Raw genomic sequence first — 26,107 nt, 5'->3', positions numbered from 1 at the left:
GGGTAGAGCCGACTGTTAGTCGGCTATCGCGCGCAGCGCGACATGCGCATCCCGCGGAAGCAGCCGACTAACAGTCGGCTCTACCCAGTCGGCGGCAATACGCATCCGCCCGCATCCCGCCGGTGCGCGCATCAACCGGCGTCGCCCACCGCAAAGGCCTTGATCGGCTTCAACACCCCGTATTCCTCCTCGTGCAGCTTCCCCTTCAACGGCGGCAGCTCCGGGATCGGATCATCCACGCTCGTATCCGGCAAGCGATCGAGCAGGTTGCGGATCAGGCCCAGCCGGCCGCGTTTCTGGTCGTTGAAGTCCACCAGCGTCCAGGGCGATTCCTCGCGGTGGGTGGCGCGCAGCATCGCCTCGCGCGCCTCGGTATACGCGCTGTACTTGCTGCGCGACTTCAGGTCCACCGGCGACAGCTTCCAGCCCTTGAGCGGATCCACATGCCGGTCAGCGAAGCGCTTCTCCTGCTGTGCCTGGTCCACGGTAAGCCAGTACTTGAACAGCAGGATGCCGTCGTCGGCCAGCAGCTTCTCGAACACCGGCGTCTGTGCCAGGAATGCGCGATACTGCGCCTCGGTGCAGTAGCCCATCACGTGTTCGACCCCGGCGCGGTTGTACCAGCTGCGGTCCATCAGCACGATCTCGCCGGCTGCCGGAAGGTGCGAAACATAGCGCTGGAAATACCACTGGGTGCTTTCGCGGTCGGTCGGCTTGGGCAGCGCGACCACCTTGCACTGGCGTGGGTTGAGATGCTCGGCGATGGCCTGGATCGCGCCGCCCTTGCCCGCGGTGTCGCGGCCTTCGAACAGCACCAGCACCCGCTGCCCGGTGTGCTGCACCCACCGCGCCATGGTGGTGAGTTCCAGCTGCATCGGTTCGAGCAGCTCCTTGTACGCCTTGTTCTTCAGCTTGCCCATGCGTGCCTCGCGGTCAACAAGAGACCGCAGATTACACGGGGGCGTCTGATGGCCCCGTAACGGTGCGTGGCGACGCAACGTCCGCTCAGGTGCCCTGCCAGCCGTGTTCCCGGGCCATCCCCTCGACCTGCGCCCGGAAATCCTCGGCAAATCCCGCCATGTCGAACAGGCCGCTGGCTTCCCGCGCGGTCGCCAACCTCGCGCGCAGCGCCGCCAGCGCTGCCGGGTCGTTGCCGAGGGCGATCGCGGTCGCCACAAACGCGCGATCATCTGCGACATTCATCTCCTCCATCCGCAGATGGTGGTTGAGGCTGCCGGCCACGCGCGACGCGAACGTCGCACCGGGGCAGGTGAGGACCGGGCAGCCGGCCCACAGCGCGTCGGAGGCGGTGGTGTGCGCGTTGTACGGCTGCGTGTCCAGGAACAGGTCCGCGTGCCGGTAGCGCGCCAGGTAGGTGGGATGCGGCAGCTTGGGCATGAACACCAGTCGCGCCGGATCCAGCCCGGCGCCCTGCGCGGCCGCGCGCAGTCGTGCATCGGCATCGCCGGGTCCCGACAGCAGCCATAGCACGCTGCCGGGCACGCCCTGCAGCACCGCGAAGGCGCGCTGCATGCTGCGCGGGTTGAGCTTGTAACTGTTGTTGAAACAGCAGAACACCACGTCCTGTGCCGGCAGCCCACAGGCTTCGCGCGCAGGTGCGGCCTCCACGATGCGGGTGTTGTCCGAGGGCTGGAACGCGCGCGGCAGCCGGCGCACCCGTTCGCTGAAGCCGGCCGCCAGCGCGTCAGGCAGGACGAACCCATCGGCCAGCACATAGTCGATCCATGTCGCACCGGAGGTGCCCGGGTACGCCAGCCAGTTCACCTGCACCGGGGCGGGGCGCATCGCCAACACCGCCGGCGTGCCGCCACCGCCCCAGCCACGCAGGTCGAACAGCACGTCGATACCCGCGTCGCGGATGCCAGCCGCGATGGACGGGTGTGGCAGCGACGCGACGTCGTGCAGCACGTCGGCGGCCGCCTGCAGGCGTGCACGGATGGCGCTGCCGTCATCGCCATTGAGCGCGAACAGGTGCAGCTCCAGCTGGCCGCGTGCACGCAGCTGCTCGAACAGGGCCACGGTCAGCAGCCCGGTGGGATGCGCGCCGAAACCATTGGACAGGAAGCCCACGCGCAGCCGCCCCTGGGCGCGGACCCGGGTGGCGGGCAGCGGGCGCAGCCCCTCGGCAATGGCGGCCGCGCGCTGGCGCGCGCAGGCCAGCTGTTCGGCGGCGCTGCTGTCTTCGCTGAGGAAGGCGAACGGCTCGACGACGGCCTGGCCGTGTGCCACCGCCTGGCGTACCTGGTTCGACAGCGCGTCGATGCCGCGCCAGTCACACAGCCGGCGCTGCCAGTTGAGCAGCTGCGCGGTGATGTACGGCTCGCCCGGCAGCAGCCGGTGCGCATGCCGGTAGGCATCGGCGGCGGCCTCGGGTTGGCCGGCGTCTTCCAGTGCGTGTCCCAGCCACAGCGCGATGCCCGGGTGTTCGGGGACCAGCGCGGCGGCCTGCCGCAGCAGCGCGGCGGCCTCGTCGTGGCGGCCCTGCACCCAGCGCGTGCGGCCGAGCCGGGCCAGCGCCTCGGGGTGGCCGGGACGCAACTGCAGGGCGCGCGCGGCGGCGTGCTCGCCAGCCGCGGTGTCGCCGGCCTCCAGCTCGGCATCGGCCAGCATCACCCAGGCGATGAAGTCGTGCGGGTTGCGCTGCACCGCGCCGCGCAGCTGCTCGCGCTGCGGATCCATGCTCAGGCGCCTGCGGACAACTGGGCCAGTTCGTCGGCCTGGTGTTCGTGGATCAGGCGTTCGACCAGCGTATCCAGTTCACCGGCAATGATGTTGGGCAGGTCGTACAGGGTCAGGCCTTCCACGCGGTGGTCGGTGATACGGCCCTGCGGGAAGCTGTAGGTCCGGATGCGCTGGCTGCGGTCGCCGCTGCCCACCTGCAACCGGCGGCTTTCCGCGGTTGCCGCGGCCTGCTTGCTGCGCTCGCTGTCCAGCAGCTGCGCCTTCAGGCGTTTCATCGCCTTGTCGCGGTTGGCGTGCTGGCTGCGTTCGGTCTGGCATTCCACCACCACGCCGCTGGGCACGTGGGTGATGCGGATGGCCGACTCGGTCTTGTTCACGTGCTGGCCGCCGGCGCCGGACGAGCGGAACGTGTCCACCCGCAGGTCGGCCGGGTTGATGACGATCTCATCGACCTCGTCGGCCTCGGGAATGATCGCCACCGTGGCGGCCGAGGTGTGGATGCGGCCCTGCGACTCGGTCGCCGGCACGCGCTGCACGCGATGGGTGCCGGACTCGAACTTCAGCTTCGAATATGCGCCGCGGCCGACCACGCGGGCCACGATTTCCTTGTAGCCGCCATGTTCGCCCGGGCTGTCCGATTCGATCTCGACCTTCCAGCCCTGGCGCTCGGCGTAGCGGGCGTACATGCGGAACAGGTCGCCGGCGAAGATCGCCGCCTCGTCGCCGCCAGTGCCGGCGCGCACTTCCAGGAACAGGTTGCCGTCGTCGCGCGGGTCGCGCGGCACCAGCAGCAGCGCCAATTCCTGGTCCAGCTGCTGCAGGCGCTCCTGCGCGGCGGTGATCTCTTCTTCGGCCAGCTCGCGCAGGTCCGGGTCGGCGCGCATCGCTTCGGCGGCGGCCAGGTCGGCCAGCGCGCGCGATTCGTCGGCCAGCGCGGTGGCGATCGGCTGCAGCTGCGCGAACTCGCGCGAGAAGTTGCGGAAGCGCTCGTTGTCGCTCACCACGTCCGGGTCCGCCAGCAGGCGTTCAAGTTCTTCGCGGCGCTCGGCCAGCGCTTCCAGCTTACGGCGCAGGGTCGGCGTCATCGTTCCTCACAGCAACAGAAGGGTGTTGGTAGCCCGGCTTGGCCGGGAACAGGCGCTCGGCGGCGCGGGTCAATTCGGTGTCGCCGGTCAGGGCCGCCGCGCGCAGCGCGGCCGTGGGCGGGTGCAGCAGTCGATTGGTCAGGCCGTGCGCGAGCAGCTCCAGTACTTCTTCCGGCGATTTGCCGTGGGCCAGCTGCTGGCGGGCCTTCTCCAGCATTTCGATCCGGGTGCTCTCGCCGTAGGCGCGCAGCTGCAGCAGTGGGGCCTGGTGGGCGCTGGCCTGCAGGGTTTCGACGAAACGCGCGACCTGCAGGTCGATGATCGCCTCGGCCTCGGCGGCGGCCTCGCGGCGGCTGCGGCGGTTGTCCTCCACCGCCCGCTCCAGGTCGTCCACGGTGTACAGGAACGCATCCTGCAGCTCGCCCACGCCGCTTTCGATGTCGCGCGGTACTGCCAGGTCGAACAGCAGCATCGGCTTGTGCTTGCGCGAACGCAGCGCGGTGGCGACCTGCGCGCGGGTGATGACCGGCTCGCGCGCGGCGGTGGCCGAGAACACTACGTCGGCTTCGCCCAGGTGGCGTTCCAGTTCGGTCAGCGGCAATGCCACGCCACCATGGCGGGTGGCCAGGTCCTGGGCATGGGCGAGGGTGCGGTTGGCGATCAGCAGGCGGCGCACGCGCCCCTCGCTGAGGTGCCGGGCCGCCAGTTCGATGGTTTCGCCGGCGCCGACCAGCAGCACGGTGGAGTCTTCCAGCCGCGCGAACGAGTTCTGCGCCAGGCGGACGGCGGTGGAGGCCACCGAGACCGGGTTGGCACCCACGCGGGTATCGGTGCGGGCGCGCTTGGCCACCGAGAAGGTCTGCTGGAACAGGCGGTCCAGCCGCTGCCCGAGCAGCCCATGGTCACGCGCGGTGGCCCAGGCATCCTTCACCTGGCCCAGGATCTGCGGCTCGCCGAGCACCATCGAGTCCAGCCCGGTGGCGACCCGGAACAGGTGGCGCACCGCGTCGGCATCGGCGTGCTGGTACAGATAGCCCTGCAGCTGGCCGGCGTGCGACTCCAGCCACTGCGCCAGCGCCTCGCCCGATTCGGCCACCGCATAGAGCTCGGTGCGGTTGCAGGTGGAGAGCAGGACCGCCTCGGTCACCTGCGGGGTATCGCGCAGCGACGCCAATGCCCGGGGCAGGGCGTCGCCGCCAAAGGACGCGCGTTCGCGCAGTTCCACTGGCGCGGTCTGGTGATTCAGTCCGAGCACCCACAGGGTCATTGTTCAGTTGCTTGCGATAAGCTGCTGGCCATTCAAGTCGCCATTTTAAGGCCAGAAGCCCCCGATGCCCGCATTGATTCGCATCTCCAGCGTTCTGCTGCTGTCCCTGGTTGCCGCCAACGCTGTCGCGGCGGCGCCTCGGGCCCCTGCGGGCAAGGCCGCGCCGGCCGAACCAGCCTCGCTCACCCCGGTCATGGCCGGCGAGTTCGCCCTGCAGGCCGGCAAGCTGCCCGAGGCCGCGCGCTGGTACCTGGAGGCCGCCGAGGCTGGCCGCGACGACGCGGGTCTGGCCGAACGGGCCACCCGTATCGCCATGCTCGCCGACGATGACGCGCGCGCCGCGCGCGCCCTTGCCCTGTGGGAGCAGCGCGCGCCGCGAACGCTGTCCATGCGCAGCAGTGCCGCCTCGCTGGACCTGCGCAAGGGCGATGTGAAGGCCGCCCGCACCGAGCTGGCTGCCCTGCTGCGCGATCCGGACCCGCGTGGCTGGAAGTTCGCCCTGGCCGCCCTGATCGGCGGTGGCCGCGATCCGGCTGCCGCGGCCGACGTGCTGGCCCTGCTGGTCGACGACAACGCCATCCCGAACCAGCTGGAGCCATGGCAGGAGTTCGGCCGGCTGTCGATGCGCATGGAGCGGCCGGAACTGGCCCGGCGCATGGTCGATGAAGTGGTACGGCGCTTCCCGAACGAACCACGGGTGGCACTGTTGAATGCCAGCATGCTGTTCCAGTCCGGCAAGGCCGACGAGGCCCTGGCCGCGCTGCGCACGGTCGAGCCGCGGCTCGAGCAGGACCCCGAACTGCGCAATGCGGTGGCGATTGCCTACGACGCCATGGGCGATGCCCGTTCGGCCGCGCGCGTGCTCGCGGTGGGCCCGCAGAACGTGCAGACCTGGGGCATGCGCGCCTCGCTGCTGGCCAAGCAGCAGGACGATGCCGCGCTGTCCGCGCTGTACGCCGACCTCTCCAAACAGGCCACCAAGCCGGACCCGGCGCAGCGCCTGCTGCTGGGCAAGATCGCCGAATACCTCAAGCGCAACGCCGAGGCGGTGGACTGGTACCACAGCGTACCCGGCGGCGAAGAGCGGGCCGAGGCGCGACTGCGCGCCGCCAACGCGCAGTACCTGCTGGGGCGCACCGACCAGGCCTTCGCCGAGGTGCATGCGATCCAGTCCGATGCCAGCGTCGATGACGAGGCCCGTCGGGATGCGTACCTGCTCGAGGCCGAACTGCGCCAGCGCGGCAACGACCTGCCGGGTGAGCTGGATGCGCTGGCGCGAGGCCTGGCCGCCTATCCGGACGAGAACGGGTTGTTGTATGCCCGCGCGCTGGCCTGGGAACGCCGCGACGACGTGCCGCGTGCCGAGGCCGACCTGCGCAAGATCCTGGTCACCGAACCGGAAAACGTGGCCGCCCTCAACGCGTTGGGTTACACCCTGGCCGACCGCACCACGCGCTACCAGGAAGCCCTGGAACTGATCGACCGCGCACGCGTGGCCGAGCCGGACAATGCGGCCATCGTCGACAGCTACGGCTGGGTGCTGTATCGCCTGGGCCGCAACGAAGAGGCCCTGGTGCAGCTGCGCCGCGCCTGGACGCTGGCCAAGGACCCGGAAATCGCCGCCCACGTGGGCGAACTGCTGTGGGTGCTCGGCCGCAAGGACGAGGCGCGCCGCTTCTTCGACGAGGCACGCAAGCTGGACCCTGAGAACCGCGCACTGCAGCGCGTGATCGAGAAATACGGCGTATGAATCTGCTTTCCCTGAAGCTCGCCCTCGCAGCGGGCGTCGCGTTGTCGCTGTCGGCCTGTGTGTCGCTGGACGAGCGCAAGGCCCCCGCCGCGCCGGGCGTGGTCACCACGGTGTCGAGCGCGGCCCAGCAGGCCGAAGCCGCGCGCGTGGAGGCCGTGCGCGCGCAGCCGGACTGGTCGTTCCAGGGTCGGGTGGCGGTCAATAAAGGACGCAACGGCGGCAACGGGCGTATCGACTGGCAGCAGCAGTCGCGCCAGTACGTCATCCAGCTCAGTGCACCGGTGACCCGGCAGAGCTGGACCCTGAGCGGCGACAGCCAGCATGGGGGCGGCCGGCTGGAAGGCCTGGACGGCGGCCCGCGCCAGGGCGACGACGCCCAGCAGGTGCTGCTGGAGGCCACCGGCTGGGATATTCCGGTGAATCAGCTGCCGGACTGGGTGCGCGGCTTGGTGGCCGCCGATACCGCCGCGGCCGAGCAGGTGGACCGCGACGCCGAGGGTCGCCCACGCCGGGTGCGCCAGCGGGGCTGGGAGATCCAGTACCTGGACTGGTACGCGGCCGAGGGCGACCGCCCGGTCCTGCCGCGGCGGATAGAAGCGGTCAATGGCGACGCCAAGGTGCGCCTGGTCGTGGACAGCTGGGCGCTGGGCAGCCCATGAGCGGCGTGGACCTGAACGCGGGCTGGTCGTGGTGGCCGGCCCCGGCCAAGCTGAATCTGTTCCTGCACATCACCGGCCGCCGGGCCGACGGCTACCACCAGCTGCAGACGGTGTTCCGGCTGCTGGACTGGGGCGACCGGATCCGCCTGCGGTTGCGCGACGACGGCCAGATACGCCGCGATGGCCCCTCCATTGCGGGGGTGGCCGAGCAGGATGACCTGGCGGTACGTGCGGCCGTTCTGCTGCAAAAGACGGCCAACATCGCCCAAGGTGCCGATATCGGCATCGAAAAACATATTCCGGCCGGCGGTGGCTTCGGCGGCGGTTCGTCCGATGCGGCCACCGTGCTGGTCGCGCTCAATCGCCTCTGGGGCGCGGGCCTGGACGAGGACGCACTGGCGGCGCTGGGCCTGCAGCTGGGCGCCGACGTGCCCGTGTTCGTGCGCGGCCGCAGTGCGTGGGCGCAGGGCATCGGCGAGCAGCTGACCCCGATCGGGCTGCCGCCGGCCTGGTATGTGATCGCCGACCCCGGCGTTCACGTGCCCACCGCAGCACTTTTCGGTAGTCCCGATTTGACGCGCGATGCTCCAGTGGCGAAAATAGCGGACTTCGCTTCCGGGTCTTTGCTCGGGAATGCGTTCGAGCCGGTACTGCGCCGTCGCGAACCTGCCGTCGAGGCAGTGCTCATCGCGTTGGACAGGATTGGCCGGGCACGACTCACCGGGTCGGGAAGCGGTTGTTTCGTCGAGTTCGCCACGCGCGCTGCTGCAGAGCAGGGCCTGGCGCGGTTGCCGAAGGAACTGCGGGCATGGGTGGCTGCGGGCGTGGAGCGCTCGCCACTGCTTGATGTACTCGAGCGTTATTGATTTTTGATGCAGGGGCGTCGCCAAGAGGCCCAAGGCACCAGGTTTTGATCCTGGCATTCGGAGGTTCGAATCCTCCCGCCCCTGCCACTTGCGGACGTCGACCGCGTTCCATGCGCATGCTGCGCGGACACGGTTGACCGGCCGCGGTGTTGTCACCGCAGACGTCCTCGGGCGCCGGCGGCAGAGTTCCTCGCCAATCGCTCCCGCCCGAGACCGTCATGATGCAAGAACACCCCAACCTGCTGGTTTTTTCCGGCAACGCCAACAAGCGCCTTGCACAGAGCATCTGCAAGGAACTGGGGGTGCGACCGGGCAAGGCGTTGGTGTCGCGCTTCTCCGATGGTGAAGTGCAGGTCGAGATCGAGGAAAACGTCCGCAAGCAGGACGTCTTCGTCATCCAGCCGACCTGCGCGCCCAGCGCCGAGAATCTGATGGAACTGCTGGTGCTGATCGATGCGCTCAAGCGCGCCTCGGTCAACAGTGTCACCGCCGTGGTGCCGTATTTCGGCTACTCGCGCCAGGATCGCCGCATGCGTTCCTCGCGCGTGCCGATCACCGCCAAGGTCGCCGCCAAGATGTTCAGCGCCGTTGGCGCCGACCGCGTCCTGACGGTGGACCTGCATGCCGACCAGATCCAGGGTTTCTTCGACATGCCGGTGGACAACGTGTATGCCTCGCCGCTGCTGCTCGCCGATATCTGGCGCGCCTACGGCACTGAAAACCTGATCGTGGTGTCCCCGGACGTGGGTGGTGTGGTGCGCGCGCGCGCCGTCGCCAAGCGCCTGGATGACGCCGACCTGGCGATCATCGACAAGCGCCGTCCGCGCGCCAACGTCTCCACCGTGATGAACATCATCGGTGACGTCGAAGGCAAGACCTGCGTGATGGTCGATGACATCGTCGACACCGCCGGCACCCTGTGTGCGGCCGCCGCGGCGCTGAAGGCGCGTGGCGCCCTCAAGGTGGCCGCGTACTGCACCCACGCCGTGCTCTCGGGCCCGGCCGTGGACAACATCAACAACTCCCAGCTCGACGAGCTGGTGGTGACCGACACCATCCCGCTGCGCGAAGAAGCGCGGGTGTGCAGCAAGATCCGCCAGCTCAGCGTGGCGGAAATGCTGGCCGAAACGATGCGCCGCATCGCCTTCGGTGAGTCGGTCAGCTCGCTGTACGTGGATTGATTTTTCTCCGGCCGCCGGCAACGGTGGTCGGGTCCCGGGTACGTCTGGTCGCGGACGTGCCTTTCATCGCCAAGCCATTCCGGCAAGGCAACAACTGGTAGAAACGAAATGTCGAAGACCCATGAAATCAAGGTCACCAAGCGTGAACTGCAGCGTAAGGGTGCGAGCCGCCGCCTGCGTCACGCCGGTGTGATCCCGGCCATCGTGTACGGCGGTACCGCCGAACCGGTCGCCATCAGCCTGGACCACAACGCCATCTGGCTCGCCCAGCAGAACGAGTGGTTCTACTCGTCGATCCTGAGCCTGAACCTGGACGGCCAGATCACCCAGGTCCTGCTGCGTGACATGCAGCGCCACCCGCACAAGCAGCTGATCATGCACCTGGATTTCCTGCGCGTGGACGCCAATGCCGTGCTGACCGCCAACGTGCCGCTGCACTTCATCAATGAAGACAGCTCGCCGGCCGGCAAGGCTGCCGACATCGTGGTCACCCACGAACTGAAGGAAGTGACCGTCAGCTGCCTGCCGAAGGACCTGCCGGAATCGATCGACGTCGACCTGGCTGACCTGAAGGCCGGCGATGTGGTCTACCTGTCGGACATCAAGCTGCCGAAGGGCGTCGAGATCCCGGCCCTGGCCCAGGGCAAGGACCACGACGATGCGATCGTCACTGCCAAGCACGGCAAGGTCGACGCCGCCGACGAAGAAGCACCGGCTGCAGAGTAAGTAGTGCGGCGCCTGTCCTTCGGGGCAGGCGCCGTTTCTGTATGTGCCGGCACAGGGCCGGTACCGACGAAGAAGAGTGATGACAGGATTGCGATTGATCGTTGGTCTGGGCAACCCCGGATCCGAGCACGCCCAGACCCGGCACAATGCCGGGTTTCGTTTCATTGACGCCCTGGCCGACCAGGCCGGCGCGCGCTGGAGCGTGGACAGCAAGCTGTTCGGCGAGACCGCCAAGGTCGACATCGCCGGCCAGCCGGTGTGGCTGCTCAAGCCCGCCACCTTCATGAATCTCAGTGGCAAGTCGGTCACCGCCGCACAACGTTTCTGGAAGATCGAGCCGGAAGAAACCCTGCTCGCGCACGATGAGCTGGACCTGCCGCCCGGCGTGGCCCGGCTGAAGTTCGACGGCGGCCATGGCGGCCAGAACGGCCTGCGTGACACCATCCGCCTGCTGGGCCATGGCAGGTTCCATCGCCTGCGCATCGGCATCGGCCATCCCGGTCACAAGGACCGCGTGGTGCCGTGGGTATTGGGCCGCGCCAGCAAGGACGATGATGTGTTGATCGGCCATGCGGTGAACGACGCGATCGATGTGCTGCCGCTGGCAGTCAAGGGCGATTTCAGCGAGGCGATGAAGCGCCTGCACACCCCGAAATAGCTATTGCGTACCGACCAACGGTCGGTGCCCACCCGGTAGGTGCCCACCGTGGGTGGGTACGGAATGATCGGAACTGATTGGTAAAACGGCGAACACACCGCGTCGGTTTACCAATCACTTTCACCCCAGAGGTTGTCAAAGATGGGTATCAAATGCGGCATCGTCGGCCTGCCCAACGTCGGCAAGTCGACCCTGTTCAACGCGCTGACCAAGGCGGGCATCGCCGCGGCCAACTTCCCGTTCTGCACCATCGAGCCGAACGTGGGCATCGTGCCCGTGCCGGATCCGCGCCTGAATGAGCTGGCGGCGATCATCAACCCGCAGAAGGTCATCCCGACCGCCGTGGAGTTTGTTGACATCGCCGGCCTGGTCGCCGGTGCCGCCAGCGGCGAAGGCCTGGGCAACAAGTTCCTGGCCCACATCCGCGAAGTGGATGCGATCACCCATGTGGTGCGCTGCTTCGAAAACGCCGACGTCATCCACGTCAACAACAAGGTCGACCCGCTGTCGGACATCGACACCATCGACACCGAGCTGGCCCTGGCCGACCTGGACAGCGTCGAGAAGGCGCTGAACCGCGCCGAGCGCGCAGCCAAGGGTGGCGACAAGGAAGCGGCCGCACGCAAGCCGGTGCTGGCCAAGCTGCAGGCCGCGCTGGCTGACGGCAAGGCCGGGCGCAGCGCCGGGCTGGACGAAGAAGAGAAGGCGCTGGTCCGCGACCTGTTCCTGCTCACGCTCAAGCCGGTGATGTACATCGCCAACGTGCTGGAAGACGGCTTCGAGAACAACCCGCACCTGGACGCCGTGCGCGCCCGTGCCGCCGAGGAAGGCGCGCAGGTCGTGCCGGTGTCGGCCGCGATCGAAGAAGAGCTGTCGCAGCTGGACGACGAAGACCGCGATACCTTCCTGGCCGACCTCGGCCTGAGCGAGCCGGGCCTCAACCGCGTGATCAACGCGGCCTACAGCCTGCTGGGCCTGCAGACCTACTTCACCGCCGGTGTGAAGGAAGTCCGCGCCTGGACCGTGCGCAAGGGCGCCACCGCGCCGCAGGCCGCCGCCGTGATCCATACCGACTTCGAGAAGGGCTTCATCCGCGCCGAAACCATCGCGTATGACGACTTCATCAAGTACAAGGGCGAAGCGGGGGCCAAGGAAGCCGGTCGCCTGCGCCTGGAAGGCAAGGAATACCGCGTCCAGGAAGGCGACATCCTGCACTTCCGCTTCAACGTCTGAGCCAACGCCCCGCCAAACGCGGGGCGTTTTCGTTTGGACAATAATTCACCACATCCGGAAACCCTTGCGGCGCAATGTCCAGCGGAGTTGTCCACAGCAAACCCCCATGGCTTTCCACGCGAACTGTGGAGAACATGGGGAAGGGCATCGTCAGTGCTGGTGATTATTTCGCCATGCGTTGGAAAGCGTTGCGGGGCCTGCATCGGCCCGGCTTATCCACATGATTCTCCCGCTTCTCTCCACACGTGCTGTGGAGAACGTTGGCTGCACTAATGCTGCAGCGTCAGATCTTTCAACGGCGCACGAAACAGCGCGGCACCGTTGCCGTCGACGCGACCGCGCAGCACCAGCGTATGCACGCCCACTGCCACGTCCTCGCCATCGTCCGAATGGACCGTGGCCTCGATACAGTCGCCAGGCTCATAGCCGGTCGTCCTGACCACCAGGTTCAGGTCGACCTGATGATCCACGCTGCCATGCACCGGCCGGTTGTCCGGGCCCATGGCCCAGTAGAGCCGCTTCACTTTCCCCTGCGGCCTGACCGACACCGTGTCGCACGAAGGCGCATCGTCTATCACCTGCGCGCCATGCGGAAACGAACCGCAGCCGACCAGTAGCAGGAATGCCACCACGATGAGCACTACTCTCACTGTCATCTCCGTTGACGCCGCTGTCAGGCAACGGTAGCAGGACAGCGCCAGCCACGCATGGCGTGGCTCTACCATCGGCCGTAGAGCCACGCCATGCGTGGCTGAGTTTCCAGGCACCCGTAGAGCCACGCCATGCGTGGCTGAGTTTCCAGGCCCCCGTAGAGCCACGCCATGCGTGGCTGCATTCCCCGGCACATCCACAAACAAGACGCCCACCTTGCGGTGGGCGTCTGTGCATCACCAGCTGAAGGAAACCCCCATCTGCGCGCTGGTATCGCGGAACCCGCCGCTGCCGGTCTGGTAGCCCATCTGGCCCCAACCGCGCCAGCCCCGCGACAGGTTCACCTGCACACCCGCCTTGGCCTCGTAGACGTCGCCCGGCAGGTCGCGCCGCATCGCTTCACCGTCCACCGCGATCTCGGACGCGGCGCCACCGGACCACCAGTTGATCGCCACGAACGGATGCACGTCGCCCTGCTTCGGGGTCAGTGCACGGGTGTAGAGGCGCGCACCCACCCGCGTGGTGGTGCCACCGGCGCGCAGGCTCTCCACCGCGGTACCGTTGGCTTCCACCACCGTATCGGCATCGAAGCGGTTGTGGATCACCTGCACCTGCGGTTCCAGGTAAAGGCCGCGCTGCGTGTTCTGCTGCAGCGGAAGCACGTAGCCGGCTTCCAGCGACCCGCTCCAGTTCTGCGAGCGGTAGCGTTCCTTCGCCAGGCCGTCGCCATGCACCCTGTTGCGGAAGCGGGCGTACTGCAGCCAGCTGTCCACATACGCGCCGCGCTGCATGTCTGCGTCCTGCAGCCAGGTGCCATACACGCCGACGCTGTTGCCGGTCACTTCACCGCGTGCGCGGTAGCCGGTGACCCGCGAAACGGCATCGCTGCTGGCGTGGCCATAGCCGCCCATCACACCCAGTTGCAGCAGCCCCTCCGTGCCCGTGCCGATATCGCGGCCTGCGCCCATCAAGACGCTGCTGGTACGGCTGTCCACGGTGACCTGGCTGCCCGCCGGGTGGTTGTCCAGATTGCCGCCACGCACCATCGCCCACCCCATCGCACCGGTGGCGTCCTGCGACCGCAGGCGCGAGCCCGGGTCGCCGGCACGGTCGTGCAGGCCGTGCTGGAACATGCGCAGCGCGCTGGACTGGTTGGCCAGGTAGGCAGCTGGTTCGGGACGCTCCACCTTCGGCGCCGGGACGACCGGTTGCAGCGGCTTGCTGTTGTCGCCAGGCGTCTTCGGATCGACCGGGTCAACCGGATCCACCGGGACAACCGGGTCAATCGGATCAACAGGGTCAACAGGGTCAACAGGGTCAACAGGAGCAACAGGCGGCACCGGCTCGACGTACTCCGAGCGCAGGTACCAGTTGCCGTCATCGGGCGTGGTGACGCCGCCCTTGTGCAGGAAGTAGTCGTACGCGCCGGCCACGGCGCGGCCCTGCAGCACGAACTGCGCATCGGATTGACCGTCCACGCGGATCAGGCGGATGCCCTCGCTGGTCTGCGCGCCGGCACCGCCGGCGTTGTTCACCATCACGTTGGCCATGCCGCTGCTGCTGCCCTGGATCACCAGCTGGTCGCCGGGTGAGCTGTCATCGCCCAACTGGCGGTTGAACAGCCAGCTGCCGCCGCTGCCCACGTAGTCGCCGGTGACCGTCAGGGTCTTGAAGTCATTGCTGGTGGGAGCAACGAATGCGATGGTGCCGGCATGCGCCAGCGTCCCCACCGTGGAATCCCCGCGCAGGTTCCATCGACTGCTGTCATCCAGCGCCAGCGAGGCCACGTGGAAGCCGCTGTCGCCGCGGAGGGCACCGGTCAGAGCGCTCGCGTTGTTCAGCACCATCTGCACATTGGCCGTGGCGCTGTCCACCACCACATCGCCCGTCATTCGGCTGTTGTCGGCAGTGAACTCGATGTCCGACGTGGCAACGGAGCTGCCATCGGTGAACATCAGGTCGCTGACCCGCAACAGTCGGCCCCCCTCAAGCGCGCCGGCCTTGCGCGCAGTGACCGTCGTGTCGTTGAGCGTCAACGCATGATTGCTGCCCTGCAGCCACAGCGCGGGACCGTCCTGCGTCTGCAACTGGCTGTTGTTGAAGGTCAGCTGGTCCCAGTAATCACCGAACACGGTGATGTAGGAGCGGTATGCGCCGGCGTTGGCACCTTCGGCCGTGACCGTCAGGTTGTCGGCCGTGAGCCTGGCGGTGTTCATGTGCACGATGCCGTAGGAGGCCGTGCCCAGCGTCGTGATGCTGCCGCCATCCAACTGAACATCGGAGGTGTAGCCGCCGACGTACACGCCACCGCCATTGTCGCCATGCGCCGTAATCGCCACATCCCGGGCACGAATGCGCGAATACTCGGTGAACGGATTGCTGCCGGTGGCACGCAAGCCATACACGCCACCCCCGTAAGTATCGACGCTGCCGCCCAAGAGCGTCGCGGTGCCGCCCGATACCTCCACACCGTGGCCGTAGCCATTGCTGCCATAGGTGCTGATGCGGCTGTCGGTCAGGTCTGCCTGCGACTCGACGCTGGGCAACCAGACGCCGGATCCGCCGTCGCGCGCGGTGATGTCCGCCCTGGTTGCGGCTACTTTGCCCCAATTGTTGACGTTGATACCGTAGCCGCCGGTGGACTCCAGGCGCGTGTCCTTGATCTGCGCCGTTGCGTACTGGTTGCTGCTGCCGAGCAGGCGCATGGCGTCGCCGGTCGCGGTTATGCGGCCACCGTCGAGGGTGATGAGCGCGCCCGCACCGATGTCGTAGTACCCGCCCAACACGATCACATCCTTCAAGGCCAGCACGGTGCCGGCGCCACTGGCAGACAGCCAGCCGTTGGCCACGCCGGAGCTGTTCAACGCGGAGTTCACCGTCAGCGACTCCAGCGACAGCAGCGCGCCGTTGCTGATCCGCGCCGTACTGTTCGGCCCGCTGTTGATGGTGGTGCCGTTGAGGTGCAGCGCGCTGCCGGCGCCCGACGCGGTGAGCGCCGTACCGGTGCTGGTGATACTGCCGCCGGTCAGCCAGATGGCACCCCCTGCGGTGGCGTCGAGCGTGCCGAAGCCCGAGGCGTTGCGATAGGCATCGATGACCAGGTTGTTGGCGCGGATCACGCTGCCTGCGCCGCTGGCGCTCAGGGCGTAGACCGAATTGGCGGTGCCGTTGCCCAACTTCAGGCGACCACCCTCGATCGCTACGCTGCCGCCGGCCAGTGCCGCGATGCCGCTGCCGCTGGCACCGGTCACCACCAGATCCAGGTCAGTGGCCGCGAGCGACGCATCCTGGCCCTGCGCGGTCAACGCATAGCTGCTGCCGGTGTAGCGTACGGTGTCGCCGCTGACCAGCTGTACGGACTGGCCGGGGCCGGCGAGGATGGGCGCGGTGTAGTCGGTCGCACCGGCCGACGCGCTGGCCAGCATGGCAACGCCGAGACCAATACAGGCCGGCAGCGTCGCGCGTGTGACAACGCCCCCACGGTTACGGCGTTTGGCCAGTTCGGAGGTCACCTTGCAACCGCCATTCACGGGGTCACGCACCACTCGATAGATGTTGTTCATTGACATCAGCTCTGTTCGCAGGCGGCTACGTACAGGACGGAGCCAGTGCGTACAGGCTAGGGAGGAGGGATCTTTCGATGAATCAGGTGTGTCTTAAAGCGCGGGACCCCTGGTTCCGCATTCAGGTGCGGTAGTGCTACGTGCAGACGCTGGAGCGCGCGCGGTGGAGGCTTCAACACCGTGGTGAATCGCACTACAGGAACAGCTCCGATTGCAGGCAGTACGCGATGAGCTCCTGGTCGGAACTGGTGCCAAGTTTGCGCATGGCGCTGACCTTCTGCGTACTCACCGTCTTGCTGCTGCGGCTCAGGTTCTTGGCAATGCTGCTCACGCTGTGGCCGCCGGCGAACAGGCGAATCACTTCAAACTCCCGCGGCGAAAGCGTCGGTGCCCGCGGCGTGGGGGCGGACTGGGGGAGTCCCAGGCCCGCTGACAGCACTGGGGAGCGGTACACGCATTGGTCGAGCAGGGAGGAGAGTGCGGCATGGAACTCGCGGGGATCACCGCTCTTGAGCAGTACGCCGCTGGCGCCTTTGCGGTACATGGCCGCGATGATGGAGGGGTTGGAGACCATCGTCAGTATCAGCATCCTGCAGGCCTGATAATTCTGACTCAGGTATGAGATCAGCTTGAGCCCGTCACCCACGGTGCCGTCGCCGGGCATGTTGTAGTCGGTGACGACGATGTCCGGTGCATGGGCCTGCATCAGCCCAACCAGACCCTCCGGGCTCTGTGCCTGCCCCACCAGCTTGAAGCGTCGATCCCGATCAATCATCTCGCGGATGCCGGCCAATACGATGGGATGGTCGTCGGCAATTGCGATCGTGGTCTTCATGATGGTCACCCTGCTCGAGTGCGCATTTCATTGGAACATTGAGGGCGGTCGGTAACCGCCCAGCGGATGCATCTGCGGCGTGAATGACGCTGCGGGGAAGGACGCGTGATGTAGGGAAAGATCCTAGAAACAGACCCGGCAGGCGAACATCAGCTACACCCTAAAACCGGAAACGTTTTCGCCGTCGTGATGGTTTTTGTTCATGTTCATGAAATGACATTCGTCGTCTCGCCGGTGCCACGCGAACGAAACGTACAAGCTCTTGCAGAGGATCGTGATAGTCGACGGGCTGCACGCTGGCGACACAGGCGCGGGCGACCAAGTAGGTCGCGTCTGATTCCAACGCTGCCCTGCGGGTCGTAGCCTGTCGATCCACTGTCTACCCGGTATCCAGCGCCCCATGTCTCTTGCATACGTCATCATCGGTTCGAATGACACCGCCCGGGCACGCGCTTACTACGACGCCGTGTTGCCATTGCTGGGCGCTGTTCTTGCCAAGGACTTCATGCCGCAGGGTTTCATGTACGCCCTGCGCGATGGCGGTCGCATCGGAATCACCAGGCCTTACGACGGTTGGACCGCGACGCCAGGGAACGGAAATACCGTGGGCCTGCTGTGCAGAAGCGAAGAGGAAGTGCAGGTGGCCCATGCAGCTGCGCTTGCCAATGGCGGCACCAACGAAGGCAGCCCGGGGCCTCGTCCACAGTACGGCCAGAACTTCTACGGTGCGTATGTGCGCGACCCTGACGGGAACAAGACCTGCTTCGTCTATTACGGCGAGATTCCCGCTTAGCCCGGGCAGCAAACCCTCTCCCCACAACACATGTGGTACGGCTCTTGGAAAACGTCATCGATCTTGTCCGCTATCTGGGTAGGACGCCGCCAGACCCGATGCTCAACGTTCTCTTTTCCAGGCTTTCGTTGCAGTATCCGCCCCTCGTGATGGATGAGGAAGTAGAGGTTCGTCGCTGCAGTCATGCAATGGGTGTCGAGCTGATCTTCCGCGGGCAGCGTCCCTCTGAAGTCCCCCTCCTTTGGGGCATTCGCTTCTATGGCGCAGGGCATCTTGGCGTTTCCGCCTACGCGGGCAGCATTGTGGACGACGTCACTCTGCGATCGAGACAGGAAGATCTGATAAGAGCGTTCGGCGCGCCGCGCAATGTAACCCGTGGCAATGACGATCATGCCGGGGTCGCGGGTGCATCGCTGCACACGCTCAAGTGGGACGCGTTGGCGTATTCACTGGTTGCCGACGTGCGAGCGGGCGGGCAGCTGTCGCGAATCAGCATCCGGCTTCGGTAAAGAATGCTTTGCGGATACTCGTGCTCGCTCGCGTTTCGGCAAATCAACGTTGAGCTGGCCGGTGGAAAGCTCCCGATGAGGCAGCCGGCGTGGCTCGCCCGAATTCAGACGCCTCTGATGGATGACATGCGGCGCGGACGTTATTTATGGGTGCGTCGAACTTCAAGGCGGAATCTGGATGATCAGGATGCTTGTGGCGGGAGGCGACGTTGACCGCCGTCTGAGCATTGCGCGGTCGATAGAGCGGCGTGGACCTGTGCGGGTGGAGCTCGCGCCCAGCTTCGACACCGCGCTCGGATTGCTTGAATGGCGGAGCTACGAACTTTTCGGTGCCTTCTATCACGCACGGCTCGCGGTCGACTACGTCACCACGTGTGCGCTTCAGAGCATACAGCCGCAGCTCATCATGTTCGGGCGTGTTCTTCGCCAGGAAAGGGACGCCTTGCACGGCGCGCTGTTGAACGCAGGGTTGCCGCCGCCAATCATGGTCGGTGAGCAGCGCGATGATGATCCTGCACCCTTCTGGCGATCCCTTGTTTCCAGCGTCATCGTCGGAACGCCAACCGCACGCCTGCTTGATGAGCATGCCGTGATCGGGAACCTGGAACGCCGTACTTTCCCTTACTTGAACAGCTCTGATTCCACGCAGAACGTGATCAGGTCCTGATCCTTGGCGGTGCCAAGCTTGCGCATGGCGCTAATCTTCTGCGTGCTGACGGTTTTGCTGCTGCGGTTCAGTCGCTTGGCGATGTCGCCCACGGTCAAGCCGCTGGCGAACAGGCGGATCACCTCGAATTCGCGGGGAGACAGCTGATCCGCCGCGGAGGTATCGCCTGCCTCCGGCAAGGCCTCGTCGCGCGGCAGTTCCGGCGAGCGGTAGATGCGCTGGGCCAGCAGCGCGCCGAGCGCCACGCTGAGCTCTTTCAGGTCGCCGCTCTTGCGCACCACGCCGCTGGCACCCGCCCGGTACATCGCGGCGATGATCGACGGATTGGACACCATGGTCAGGATGAGAACTTTGCTCTCGGGGAAATTGCGCTGAAGGTAGGAGATCAATTTGATGCCGTCGCCCAACGCGTCGTTGCCGGGCATGTTGTAGTCGGTGATGACGATGTCCGGTGCGTGCGCGTGCAGCAGCTCGACCAGCGATTCCGGACTCTGCGCCTGTCCCACCAGTTTGAAACGCGCATCGCGGTCGATCACCTCGCGGATGCCGGCCAGGACGATCGGGTGGTCATCGGCGATGACGATCTTCGTCTTCATGGAGCATCCCCAAACCGGTAGCAGTGTTCAGTGGACATCGGGACTCTCCGCGGGCGCGCGCTCGATCCGTACCAATGCGCGCTCCAGTTGGGTAATGAAAGCCTGGGTGGCTTCCCTGCATGCATCGAGGGCGGCCCCACCTGCAATTCTATCCTCGATCTGGTGGGCTTCGTCGACCAGCCGATGTGCCGACACCATCACCAACGCGCCCCGGATGCGGTGCAGCATCTGCCGGACCTGGTCGGGCTGACCGGTTTCAATGGCCGCGATGAGGCCGAGCAGGTCCGCACGCATGGTGCTCAGGAACAGCGTCCGTAGGTGCGGTGGCACGGTGATGCTGTCGGTGGACGCGGCTGCGGCCGCGTCGGCAGGCGGCGTTGCGGCGGCGGGTGGTGTTGCGATGTCGGCGGCCGCGTCGCCCAGCGCCGCAGACAGTGCCTGCAGCGAGATCGGCTTGACCAGGCAGCTGTCCATGCCGGCGGCCAGGCAGCGATCACGCTCCTCGGGAGATGCACTCGCGGTAGCGCCGATGATCGGCGCCTTCACGCCCTGGTCGCGCAGGCGGCGCGTCAGCGCGTAGCCATCGATATGCGGCATGTTGATGTCGGTCAGCACCACATCGAAGTGCCGTTGTGCCCAGTAGCCCAGCGCCTCGTCGCCATCGCTGGCGACCACCGCCTGGCAGCCGAGCTGCTCGAGCTGTTCGCGCAGGATCATCTGGTTGATCGGGTTGTCCTCGGCGACCAGGACCTGCAGGCCCAGGCTGCGCTGGAAGGGTAGCGGGACCTGCGCCTGCACCGTGGCCGGGGATCCGGTGGCCAGCAGCAGGGCCTCCACGATGGCGCCCAGGTTGTACATCGAGACGACCCACCGGCCTTCGATCTCCTCGGGATGATCGCCCGCGTCGGTACGCGCCTCCACATGGGGGCCTTGCCAGGCCCGGGTGGGGCCGTCCGGCATGACCTCCAGCATCGGCGTGTCGTGCGGGTAGTGACTGGCCAGTTCATCGCTGAACGTCTGGGCGGTGGCCCCGCGCAGGCGCAGCCGGTCGCACAGGTTGTCGGCGAGCTCGCGTGACGGCGATCGCACGAACAGGGACAGCGCCGTGGCGAAGCGCGGGGCAGGCTCGGGTGGGTGTGGAGTCTGTTCCAGCGGCATCTCGACCGTGAAGCTGCTGCCCAGGCCGGCCTCGCTCACCACCTGCAGCGTGCCGCCCATGAGGTGCACGAGGTGCGCGCTGATCGCCAGGCCAAGGCCGGTACCGCGCATCGCGTCCGCCCCCGGGTTGGCCTGGTAGAACGGTTCAAACAGCCGCGCCCGATGCTCCTGGGCGATGCCGATGCCCGTATCGGCGACCTGCCAGGCCACGTGTGGCCGCCCGCCCTCGGGCGTCTGCATCCGCAGCCGGACCACGATGCGCCCCCCATCGGTGAACTTGATGGCGTTGCTGACCAGGTTGTTGAGCACCTGGCGGATCCGGCTTGCATCGCCAATGACCTGTGTCGGGACATCGTCTTCCACGCACGCGTACAACTGCAGCCGCTTGCGCGACGCCGCCCCGGCGTAGGAGCGCATGACCTCCTCGGTGAGCTCGGCGGGACTGAACGCGACCGGTTCCAGGGTCAGCTGGCCCGCCTCCGCCTTGGAGACATCCAGGATGTCGCTGATCAATTGCATGAGGGTCGAGGACGATCGCTGGATGGCGCCCACGTACTCCTGCTGGCGCCCGTCGAGCGGGGTCAGCCCGAGCAGTTCGAGCGTACCCAGCACCCCATAGAGGGGCGTGCGGATCTCGTGGCTCATGGTGGCCAGGAACAGGCTCTTGGCGCGGTTGGCCTGGTCGGCGGCGGTGTGGGCCTGCTGCAACACCTGCTCCGCCTCGTACTGCGTGGTGAGGTCGATGAACAGGCACAGCATGACGGGCTCGCTGCGGTAACGTGCCGGTGTGGCGGTGACCAGCAGGTGGCGTCGATCGGGCGTGGTGCAGGACAGGGTGGCAGGGCGCGGAGTGTCGGCCTGGGCCAATGCCTGCTCGCGCCATGGTCCGTGCCAGCCCGGGCTGTCGGGGGGCTCGCCCAGCCAACTGCGGAGCAGCGCATTTTCCAGGATCACGCTGCCGTCGCGCCTGCGCAGCAGACAGATACCAATCGGCGCGGCGTCGAGCACGGCGCGGCTGAAGGCTTCGCTCTCCAGCAGGCGCTCATGCTGCTCACGCAGCGGCCGCAGTACCGAGTGCCGGTAGCTGCGCAGCAGCAGGATGCCGCCGAGCACTAGTAGTGCCGCCGCGATCCCGCTGGTGATCAGTGGGCCGCGTGGCTGGCTCAGCACGCGCGACCAGGCGACCCGGTATTCGGCCTGCCAGCCCGAGGGCGCCCGCATGCGATACACCAGCCCATCCCGTGCGAAGTGGCGCGGGCGGGTATCGGCGTCGGAGACCGCAGGGCCATACATCAGCTGCCCTTGCGGATTGATGATCGACAACGTGTCGTAGATCGGCTCGCCCAGCACCTGCCGATGGTCATCGAGGCGATCGACATTCAGCAGGCAGGCGATGGCCGGTTCGGCCGCGTCCTGCGGGTCGCTCCACGCGCCGGCATCGCGCGGTGCCTGTGCGATCGACAGCATGCGGCGGTCGCCCGCGCGCAGGTTTCTCGGGAACCAGCCTATGTCGCCACGCTGCAGCGAGGCGCTGGTCGCGATGCCGTGTACGTAACCGACCACCGGCTGCAGGGGAATGGCCGAGGCGCTGGCCGCATCGGCATCGTCCATGCTCCAGGGCACCAGCAGTCCGATCGTGCCCGGGCCGTTGACCAGCAGGCAGCGTGGCGAGGGGTAGCGGGAGTCGGCCCAGAACGCACCATAGAAATTGGCCAGCCGCGCGCCGAGTGTCCACGCGCTCGCAGGCGGCACGGCATCATCGTGCAGCAGGGCGAACGGAACGTAGCCAGGCGTCTTGCCGCCGATCGAACCTGGCACAGCCGACGGGGCAGGCAAGGGCCGTGGGGTCACCGCGACCTCGCCGGTGGCCGGCATCAGGTTGTGATCCTGGGCCCGCCAATGGCGCATGAACTGCTGTTGTTCTTCCACCGCGCCGGTCAGGCGCCGGAAATGAAACTCGATCCTGTCCTGATCCCGACCGAGCAACTGCAGGGTGGTCGACAGCACCAGCCCACACTGCAGAGTGGCCAGTGCCACGACACCGATAAGCAGGCCGTGCACGATCAGGGAGTGGCGCGCGAGCTGGCGGATGGGGGCGGCGTCGGCCGGCATGGAACTGCCTTCTGGTGATGGGGGACAGCCAAGACGCCCGGTCGCGAAGGTAATGGCGGGAATTCCCGCATCCTTGTGGCCGGCCGCGTAAAGAGTGCGTGAATTACGGTGGCTGCCGAGGCCGGCTCAGTGCGGCGCGCGGGCGCCCGGCTGGCCCAGACTCACTCGATCATGCGCCGCCTTCTCCCGGTCCAGCAGCGCGGCAAAACTGTCGGCAGGGACGGCGCGCGATATAAGGAATCCCTGGACCTGGTTGCAGCCCAGTTTGCGCAGGGTGGCCAGTTCCGCCTCGGTCTCCACCCCCTCGGCCACGATGTTCAGGCCAAGCTTGCTGCCCAGCGCGACCACCGTTGCCAGCGCATTGCGCAGCGCCGGGTCGCGCGCGCATCCGCGCACCAGGGCGCGGTCGATCTTGACCTCGGTAAAGGGCGTATTGACCAGGTTGTGCACCGAGCTCAGCCCCTGCCCGAAGTCGTCCTGGGCCAGGCCGAAGCCCTTCATGCGCAGTCGGCAGGCACCGGCGTACTAGTCACTGACGTGATCGGTGGTGCTGGTTTCCATCAGTTCGAAGCACAGGTCCGCGGCGGTGCCACCTTGGTCCAGGGTGATCTCCAGCAGTTCGTCCGGCAGGTCGCGCTGCTCCAGCAGGTGCGGCGGCAGGTTGATCGAAATCGGAATGCGGAAGCCCAGGTCGCGCCACCGGGCCTGCGCCTGCACGCTGGCTTTGAGGATGTGGCGCAGCAGCACCGCTTCCAGCCCGTGCCGTTCGATCAGGGGAAGGAAGCGCGCCGCCTCTTGTGTGCCCAGTTCGGGATGGCGCCAGCGCACCAGCGCTTCGGCGGCCACCACCAGGCCCGAATCCAGCGATTTTTTAGGCTGGAACCACGCCGTGATCTCATCGTTGTCGATCGCCTGGAGCAGGCGCTCACGTCCCACCGAAAGCGGCGGTTCGACCTGGCGAGGCCCGGCGGCACTGTCATGGCGCGCCTGTCGCAACTGATCGATGAGATGGGCAACCTCGACCGGTGAAATCGGTTTGGCCAGGATGCCAAGCACGGTCAGGCCCAGCGACTCCGCCATCAGCCGGGCAGAGGCCATCATCCGCTGTGATGCCGAGCTGACCAGCGCCAGCATCGGGCGGTGTTCGTGGCTGGCCAGGCTCTGGATGAACTGGATGCCGTCGATGCCCGGCATCATCAGGTCGCTGACCACCAGGTCGTAGCGCGTCAGTTGGCACATGGCCACGGCGTGCGCGGCGTCCCCGGACGTGTCCACTGCAACGCCCGGCACCGCGCTGAACATGTTGGCCAGGAAGCCGCGCTGGAACGGCTGGTCTTCGAGTATCAGCACGCGGTGGATGGTCATGAATTGACTCCTCTGGTCAGTGCGGCAAGCGCATGACGCAAGGTGCTGATGTTGATGGGTTTGACCAGGTAACCGTCCATGCCGCCGGCCAGGCAGCGCTCGCGTTCCTCCGGCGTTGCATTGGCGGTGGCACCGATGACCGTGAGGCTGCTCCCCTGCTGGCGCAGCTGCCGGATCAGCGCGTGGCCGCCCATGCCGGGCATGTTGATGTCGGTCAGCAGCACGTCGAACGCGGCGGCATTGGCGTGGGCCAACGCTTCATGGCCATCGCAGGCGGTCATCACGGTGCACCCCAGTGCCTCCAGCTGTTCCTTCAGGATGAGACGGTTGATCGGGTTGTCCTCGGCCACCAGGACATGCAGCCCGAGCGTGTCGCGCGGCGGGGCGGCGGGCATCGCCGACGGTGACGGGTTGCCCTGCTGCAGCCGGGCGGCGGCGTGGCCGATGGCGCGGATGCTGAACAAGGACACGATCAGCCGGTCCGGGTGCAGCGGGTCGACTTCGGGCTGGTCGTCGGCTTCCGGGCAGGTGACCACGCGCGGGCCGGACCAGTGCACATCGACACCGGACTGCGGGTCGCCGTCCACGAGGATCGCCCCGGGCTCCACGCTGGCGTCTTCGGGGTTGTAGCGCTGGGCAGTGGCGCCCCAGCGCTGCAGCCACTTGCAGGCGTTGTCCGTGAGCTCGGGCAGCGGCGTGCGCACATGGATCGGGGGGTACGCCAACAGCCGCGGCTCGCCGACAAGCGCATCGTCATTGCCGGCCACGTTCAACGGCAGCGTCATCGTGAAGCTGCTGCCCAATCCCTTTTCGCTGACCAGGCGCAGCTCGCCGTTCATCAGCCGCACCAGGTGGTCGCTGATCGACAGCCCCAGCCCAGTACCGTCCTGGCGGTTCTGCCCCGTCACCTGGCGGAACGGTTCAAACAACCGCGCCTGCTCCGCGGTCGCAATACCGATGCCCGTGTCGGTGACCTGCCAGCTGATCGAGGCGGTGCCGCCCTCACGGGACAGCTGGCGCACGCGCAGGAAGATGCGCCCGCTATCGGTGAACTTGATCGCATTGCTGAGCAGATTGCCCAGCACCTGGCGGATGCGGTCGGCATCGCCGATGACCTGGGCAGGCAGGCGCGGATCGGTGCTGACCAGCACCTGCAGCCCCTTGCGGCTTGCCGCTGCGGCGTAGGCACGCAGGGTGTCCTCGGCCAGTGCCTGCGGCGAGAACGGCGCCGTGGCCAGATTGAGCCGGCCGGATTCGATCTTGGACACATCCAGGATGTCGCTGATCAGTTGCAGCAGCACCGACGAGGACTGCTGGATCGTCTTCAGATAGCGCGCCTGGCGACCATCCAGCGGGGTGTTGCCGAGCAGCTCGAGGGTACCCAGCACGCCGTACAGGGGCGTGCGGATCTCATGGCTCATGGTAGCCACGAAGGCACTCTTGGCCTGGCTGGCCTCGTCGGCAGATTGCTTGGCCGCCGACAGGGCGGCCTGGATCTGGCGGTGCCGGCTGATGTCGCTGAACACGCACAGCAGCACGTCCGCGTCGTGATAGCGGGTCGCCGTGTACAGGACGTGCAGCTGGCGCCCGTCCTGCGTGGAGACATCGGTGCCGCGATGCAGCCGCGCAGGGCGGGTGGTCATGTCGGCGGCCTGGCGCCAGCTGCCGATCCAGTCACCGGCGGCGGTGTCGGCGCCGAGCCAGTCGCGCGCCAGCTGGTTCTCGAGCAT

Annotated in this window: 20 protein-coding genes, 1 tRNA gene and 1 pseudogene; 11 read left to right on the top strand and 11 right to left on the bottom strand. The window is 67.0% G+C overall.

Features of this window, described 5'->3' with window-relative positions; all coding sequences use genetic code 11:
* Positions 1–131: 131 nt before the first annotated feature.
* The 4 genes from ppk2 to hemA form a co-directional block, all read right to left on the bottom strand.
* Entirely contained in the window at positions 132–920 is a 789-nt protein-coding gene (gene ppk2 / locus ACREPD_RS15930) for a polyphosphate kinase 2 (protein WP_431600234.1), read from the bottom strand.
* Between the two features lie 85 nt (positions 921–1,005).
* Positions 1,006–2,700: a tetratricopeptide repeat protein gene (locus ACREPD_RS15925; RefSeq protein WP_431600233.1), complete on the bottom strand. Its 1,695-nt coding sequence runs from the start codon at positions 2,698–2,700 to the stop codon at positions 1,006–1,008.
* Positions 2,701–2,702: 2 nt separating this feature from the next.
* Entirely contained in the window at positions 2,703–3,788 is a 1,086-nt protein-coding gene (gene prfA / locus ACREPD_RS15920) for a peptide chain release factor 1 (RefSeq protein ID WP_421570862.1), read from the bottom strand.
* Positions 3,766–5,055 (bottom strand): glutamyl-tRNA reductase, encoded by a 1,290-nt coding sequence (gene hemA, locus ACREPD_RS15915; protein ID WP_431600232.1) that lies wholly within the window; start codon positions 5,053–5,055, stop codon positions 3,766–3,768. The genes prfA and hemA overlap by 23 nt, the downstream gene beginning before the upstream one ends.
* A 64-nt stretch (positions 5,056–5,119) precedes the next feature.
* On the opposite strand from hemA, the gene ACREPD_RS15910 reads away from it, so the two are divergent.
* The 8 genes from ACREPD_RS15910 to ychF all read left to right on the top strand — a co-directional run bounded on the left by ACREPD_RS15910 (position 5,120) and on the right by ychF (position 12,128).
* Complete coding sequence (locus ACREPD_RS15910; protein WP_431600231.1) at positions 5,120–6,805, top strand: tetratricopeptide repeat protein; 1,686 nt, start codon at positions 5,120–5,122, stop codon at positions 6,803–6,805.
* Positions 6,802–7,464 (top strand): lipoprotein insertase outer membrane protein LolB, encoded by a 663-nt coding sequence (gene lolB / locus ACREPD_RS15905; protein ID WP_431600230.1) that lies wholly within the window; start codon positions 6,802–6,804, stop codon positions 7,462–7,464. The genes ACREPD_RS15910 and lolB overlap by 4 nt, the downstream gene beginning before the upstream one ends.
* Positions 7,461–8,330: a 4-(cytidine 5'-diphospho)-2-C-methyl-D-erythritol kinase gene (gene ispE, locus ACREPD_RS15900; protein WP_431600229.1), complete on the top strand. Its 870-nt coding sequence runs from the start codon at positions 7,461–7,463 to the stop codon at positions 8,328–8,330. The genes lolB and ispE overlap by 4 nt, the downstream gene beginning before the upstream one ends.
* A gap of 10 nt (positions 8,331–8,340) precedes the next feature.
* Positions 8,341–8,417: transfer RNA gene (locus ACREPD_RS15895), tRNA-Gln, on the top strand.
* 134 nt (positions 8,418–8,551) lie between these two features.
* Complete coding sequence (locus ACREPD_RS15890; RefSeq protein ID WP_026070235.1) at positions 8,552–9,511, top strand: ribose-phosphate diphosphokinase; 960 nt, start codon at positions 8,552–8,554, stop codon at positions 9,509–9,511.
* A gap of 108 nt (positions 9,512–9,619) precedes the next feature.
* Positions 9,620–10,237 carry a 50S ribosomal protein L25/general stress protein Ctc gene (locus tag ACREPD_RS15885; RefSeq protein ID WP_431600228.1) on the top strand — a complete coding sequence of 206 codons (618 nt, stop codon included), beginning with the start codon at positions 9,620–9,622 and terminating at the stop codon, positions 10,235–10,237.
* 79 nt (positions 10,238–10,316) lie between these two features.
* Positions 10,317–10,895, top strand: a complete 579-nt coding sequence (pth, locus tag ACREPD_RS15880) for an aminoacyl-tRNA hydrolase (RefSeq protein ID WP_431600227.1) — start codon at positions 10,317–10,319, stop codon at positions 10,893–10,895.
* A 141-nt stretch (positions 10,896–11,036) separates the two neighbouring features.
* On the top strand, positions 11,037–12,128 hold the full coding sequence (gene ychF / locus ACREPD_RS15875) for a redox-regulated ATPase YchF (RefSeq protein ID WP_339446112.1): 1,092 nt from the start codon (positions 11,037–11,039) through the stop codon (positions 12,126–12,128).
* A gap of 269 nt (positions 12,129–12,397) precedes the next feature.
* Here ychF and ACREPD_RS15870 read toward each other — a convergent pair whose 3' ends face one another.
* The 3 genes from ACREPD_RS15870 to ACREPD_RS15860 all read right to left on the bottom strand — a co-directional run bounded on the left by ACREPD_RS15870 (position 12,398) and on the right by ACREPD_RS15860 (position 17,177).
* Complete coding sequence (locus ACREPD_RS15870) at positions 12,398–12,769, bottom strand: hypothetical protein (RefSeq protein WP_431600226.1); 372 nt, start codon at positions 12,767–12,769, stop codon at positions 12,398–12,400.
* A 246-nt stretch (positions 12,770–13,015) separates the two neighbouring features.
* Positions 13,016–16,342, bottom strand: a complete 3,327-nt coding sequence (locus ACREPD_RS15865) for an autotransporter outer membrane beta-barrel domain-containing protein (RefSeq protein WP_431600225.1) — start codon at positions 16,340–16,342, stop codon at positions 13,016–13,018.
* A 193-nt stretch (positions 16,343–16,535) separates the two neighbouring features.
* Positions 16,536–17,177: a response regulator gene (locus ACREPD_RS15860; RefSeq protein ID WP_431600224.1), complete on the bottom strand. Its 642-nt coding sequence runs from the start codon at positions 17,175–17,177 to the stop codon at positions 16,536–16,538.
* Between the two features lie 400 nt (positions 17,178–17,577).
* Between ACREPD_RS15860 and ACREPD_RS15855 the strand changes: the two genes are divergently transcribed.
* The 3 genes from ACREPD_RS15855 (at position 17,578) to ACREPD_RS15845 (ending at position 19,146) form a co-directional block, all read left to right on the top strand.
* On the top strand, positions 17,578–17,970 hold the full coding sequence (locus ACREPD_RS15855) for a VOC family protein (protein WP_431600223.1): 393 nt from the start codon (positions 17,578–17,580) through the stop codon (positions 17,968–17,970).
* 44 nt (positions 17,971–18,014) lie between these two features.
* On the top strand, positions 18,015–18,479 hold the full coding sequence (locus ACREPD_RS15850) for a hypothetical protein (RefSeq protein ID WP_431600222.1): 465 nt from the start codon (positions 18,015–18,017) through the stop codon (positions 18,477–18,479).
* 178 nt (positions 18,480–18,657) lie between these two features.
* Complete coding sequence (locus ACREPD_RS15845) at positions 18,658–19,146, top strand: hypothetical protein (protein ID WP_431600221.1); 489 nt, start codon at positions 18,658–18,660, stop codon at positions 19,144–19,146.
* On the opposite strand, the gene ACREPD_RS15840 is transcribed toward ACREPD_RS15845, so the two are convergent.
* From ACREPD_RS15840 to ACREPD_RS15825, 4 genes and pseudogenes are all read right to left on the bottom strand, one after another.
* Positions 19,101–19,742: a response regulator gene (locus tag ACREPD_RS15840; RefSeq protein ID WP_431600220.1), complete on the bottom strand. Its 642-nt coding sequence runs from the start codon at positions 19,740–19,742 to the stop codon at positions 19,101–19,103. The genes ACREPD_RS15845 and ACREPD_RS15840 overlap by 46 nt on opposite strands.
* A 27-nt stretch (positions 19,743–19,769) precedes the next feature.
* A complete protein-coding gene (locus ACREPD_RS15835; RefSeq protein WP_431600219.1) occupies positions 19,770–23,012 on the bottom strand; it encodes a response regulator in 3,243 nt (1,080 codons plus the stop codon).
* A 126-nt stretch (positions 23,013–23,138) separates the two neighbouring features.
* Positions 23,139–24,377 (bottom strand): annotated as a pseudogene (locus ACREPD_RS15830) (EAL domain-containing response regulator).
* Positions 24,374–26,107: response regulator (locus ACREPD_RS15825; protein ID WP_431600218.1), on the bottom strand; the 1,734-nt coding region annotated here is incomplete at its 5' end. The pseudogene ACREPD_RS15830 and the gene ACREPD_RS15825, both read right to left, overlap by 4 nt.

The organism is Stenotrophomonas sp., from assembly GCF_050737075.1.
Taxonomy (GTDB): Bacteria; Pseudomonadota; Gammaproteobacteria; order Xanthomonadales; family Xanthomonadaceae; genus Stenotrophomonas.
Note: the sequence above shows the minus strand (reverse complement) of the source record. Positions and strands in the feature narration are given on the sequence as shown.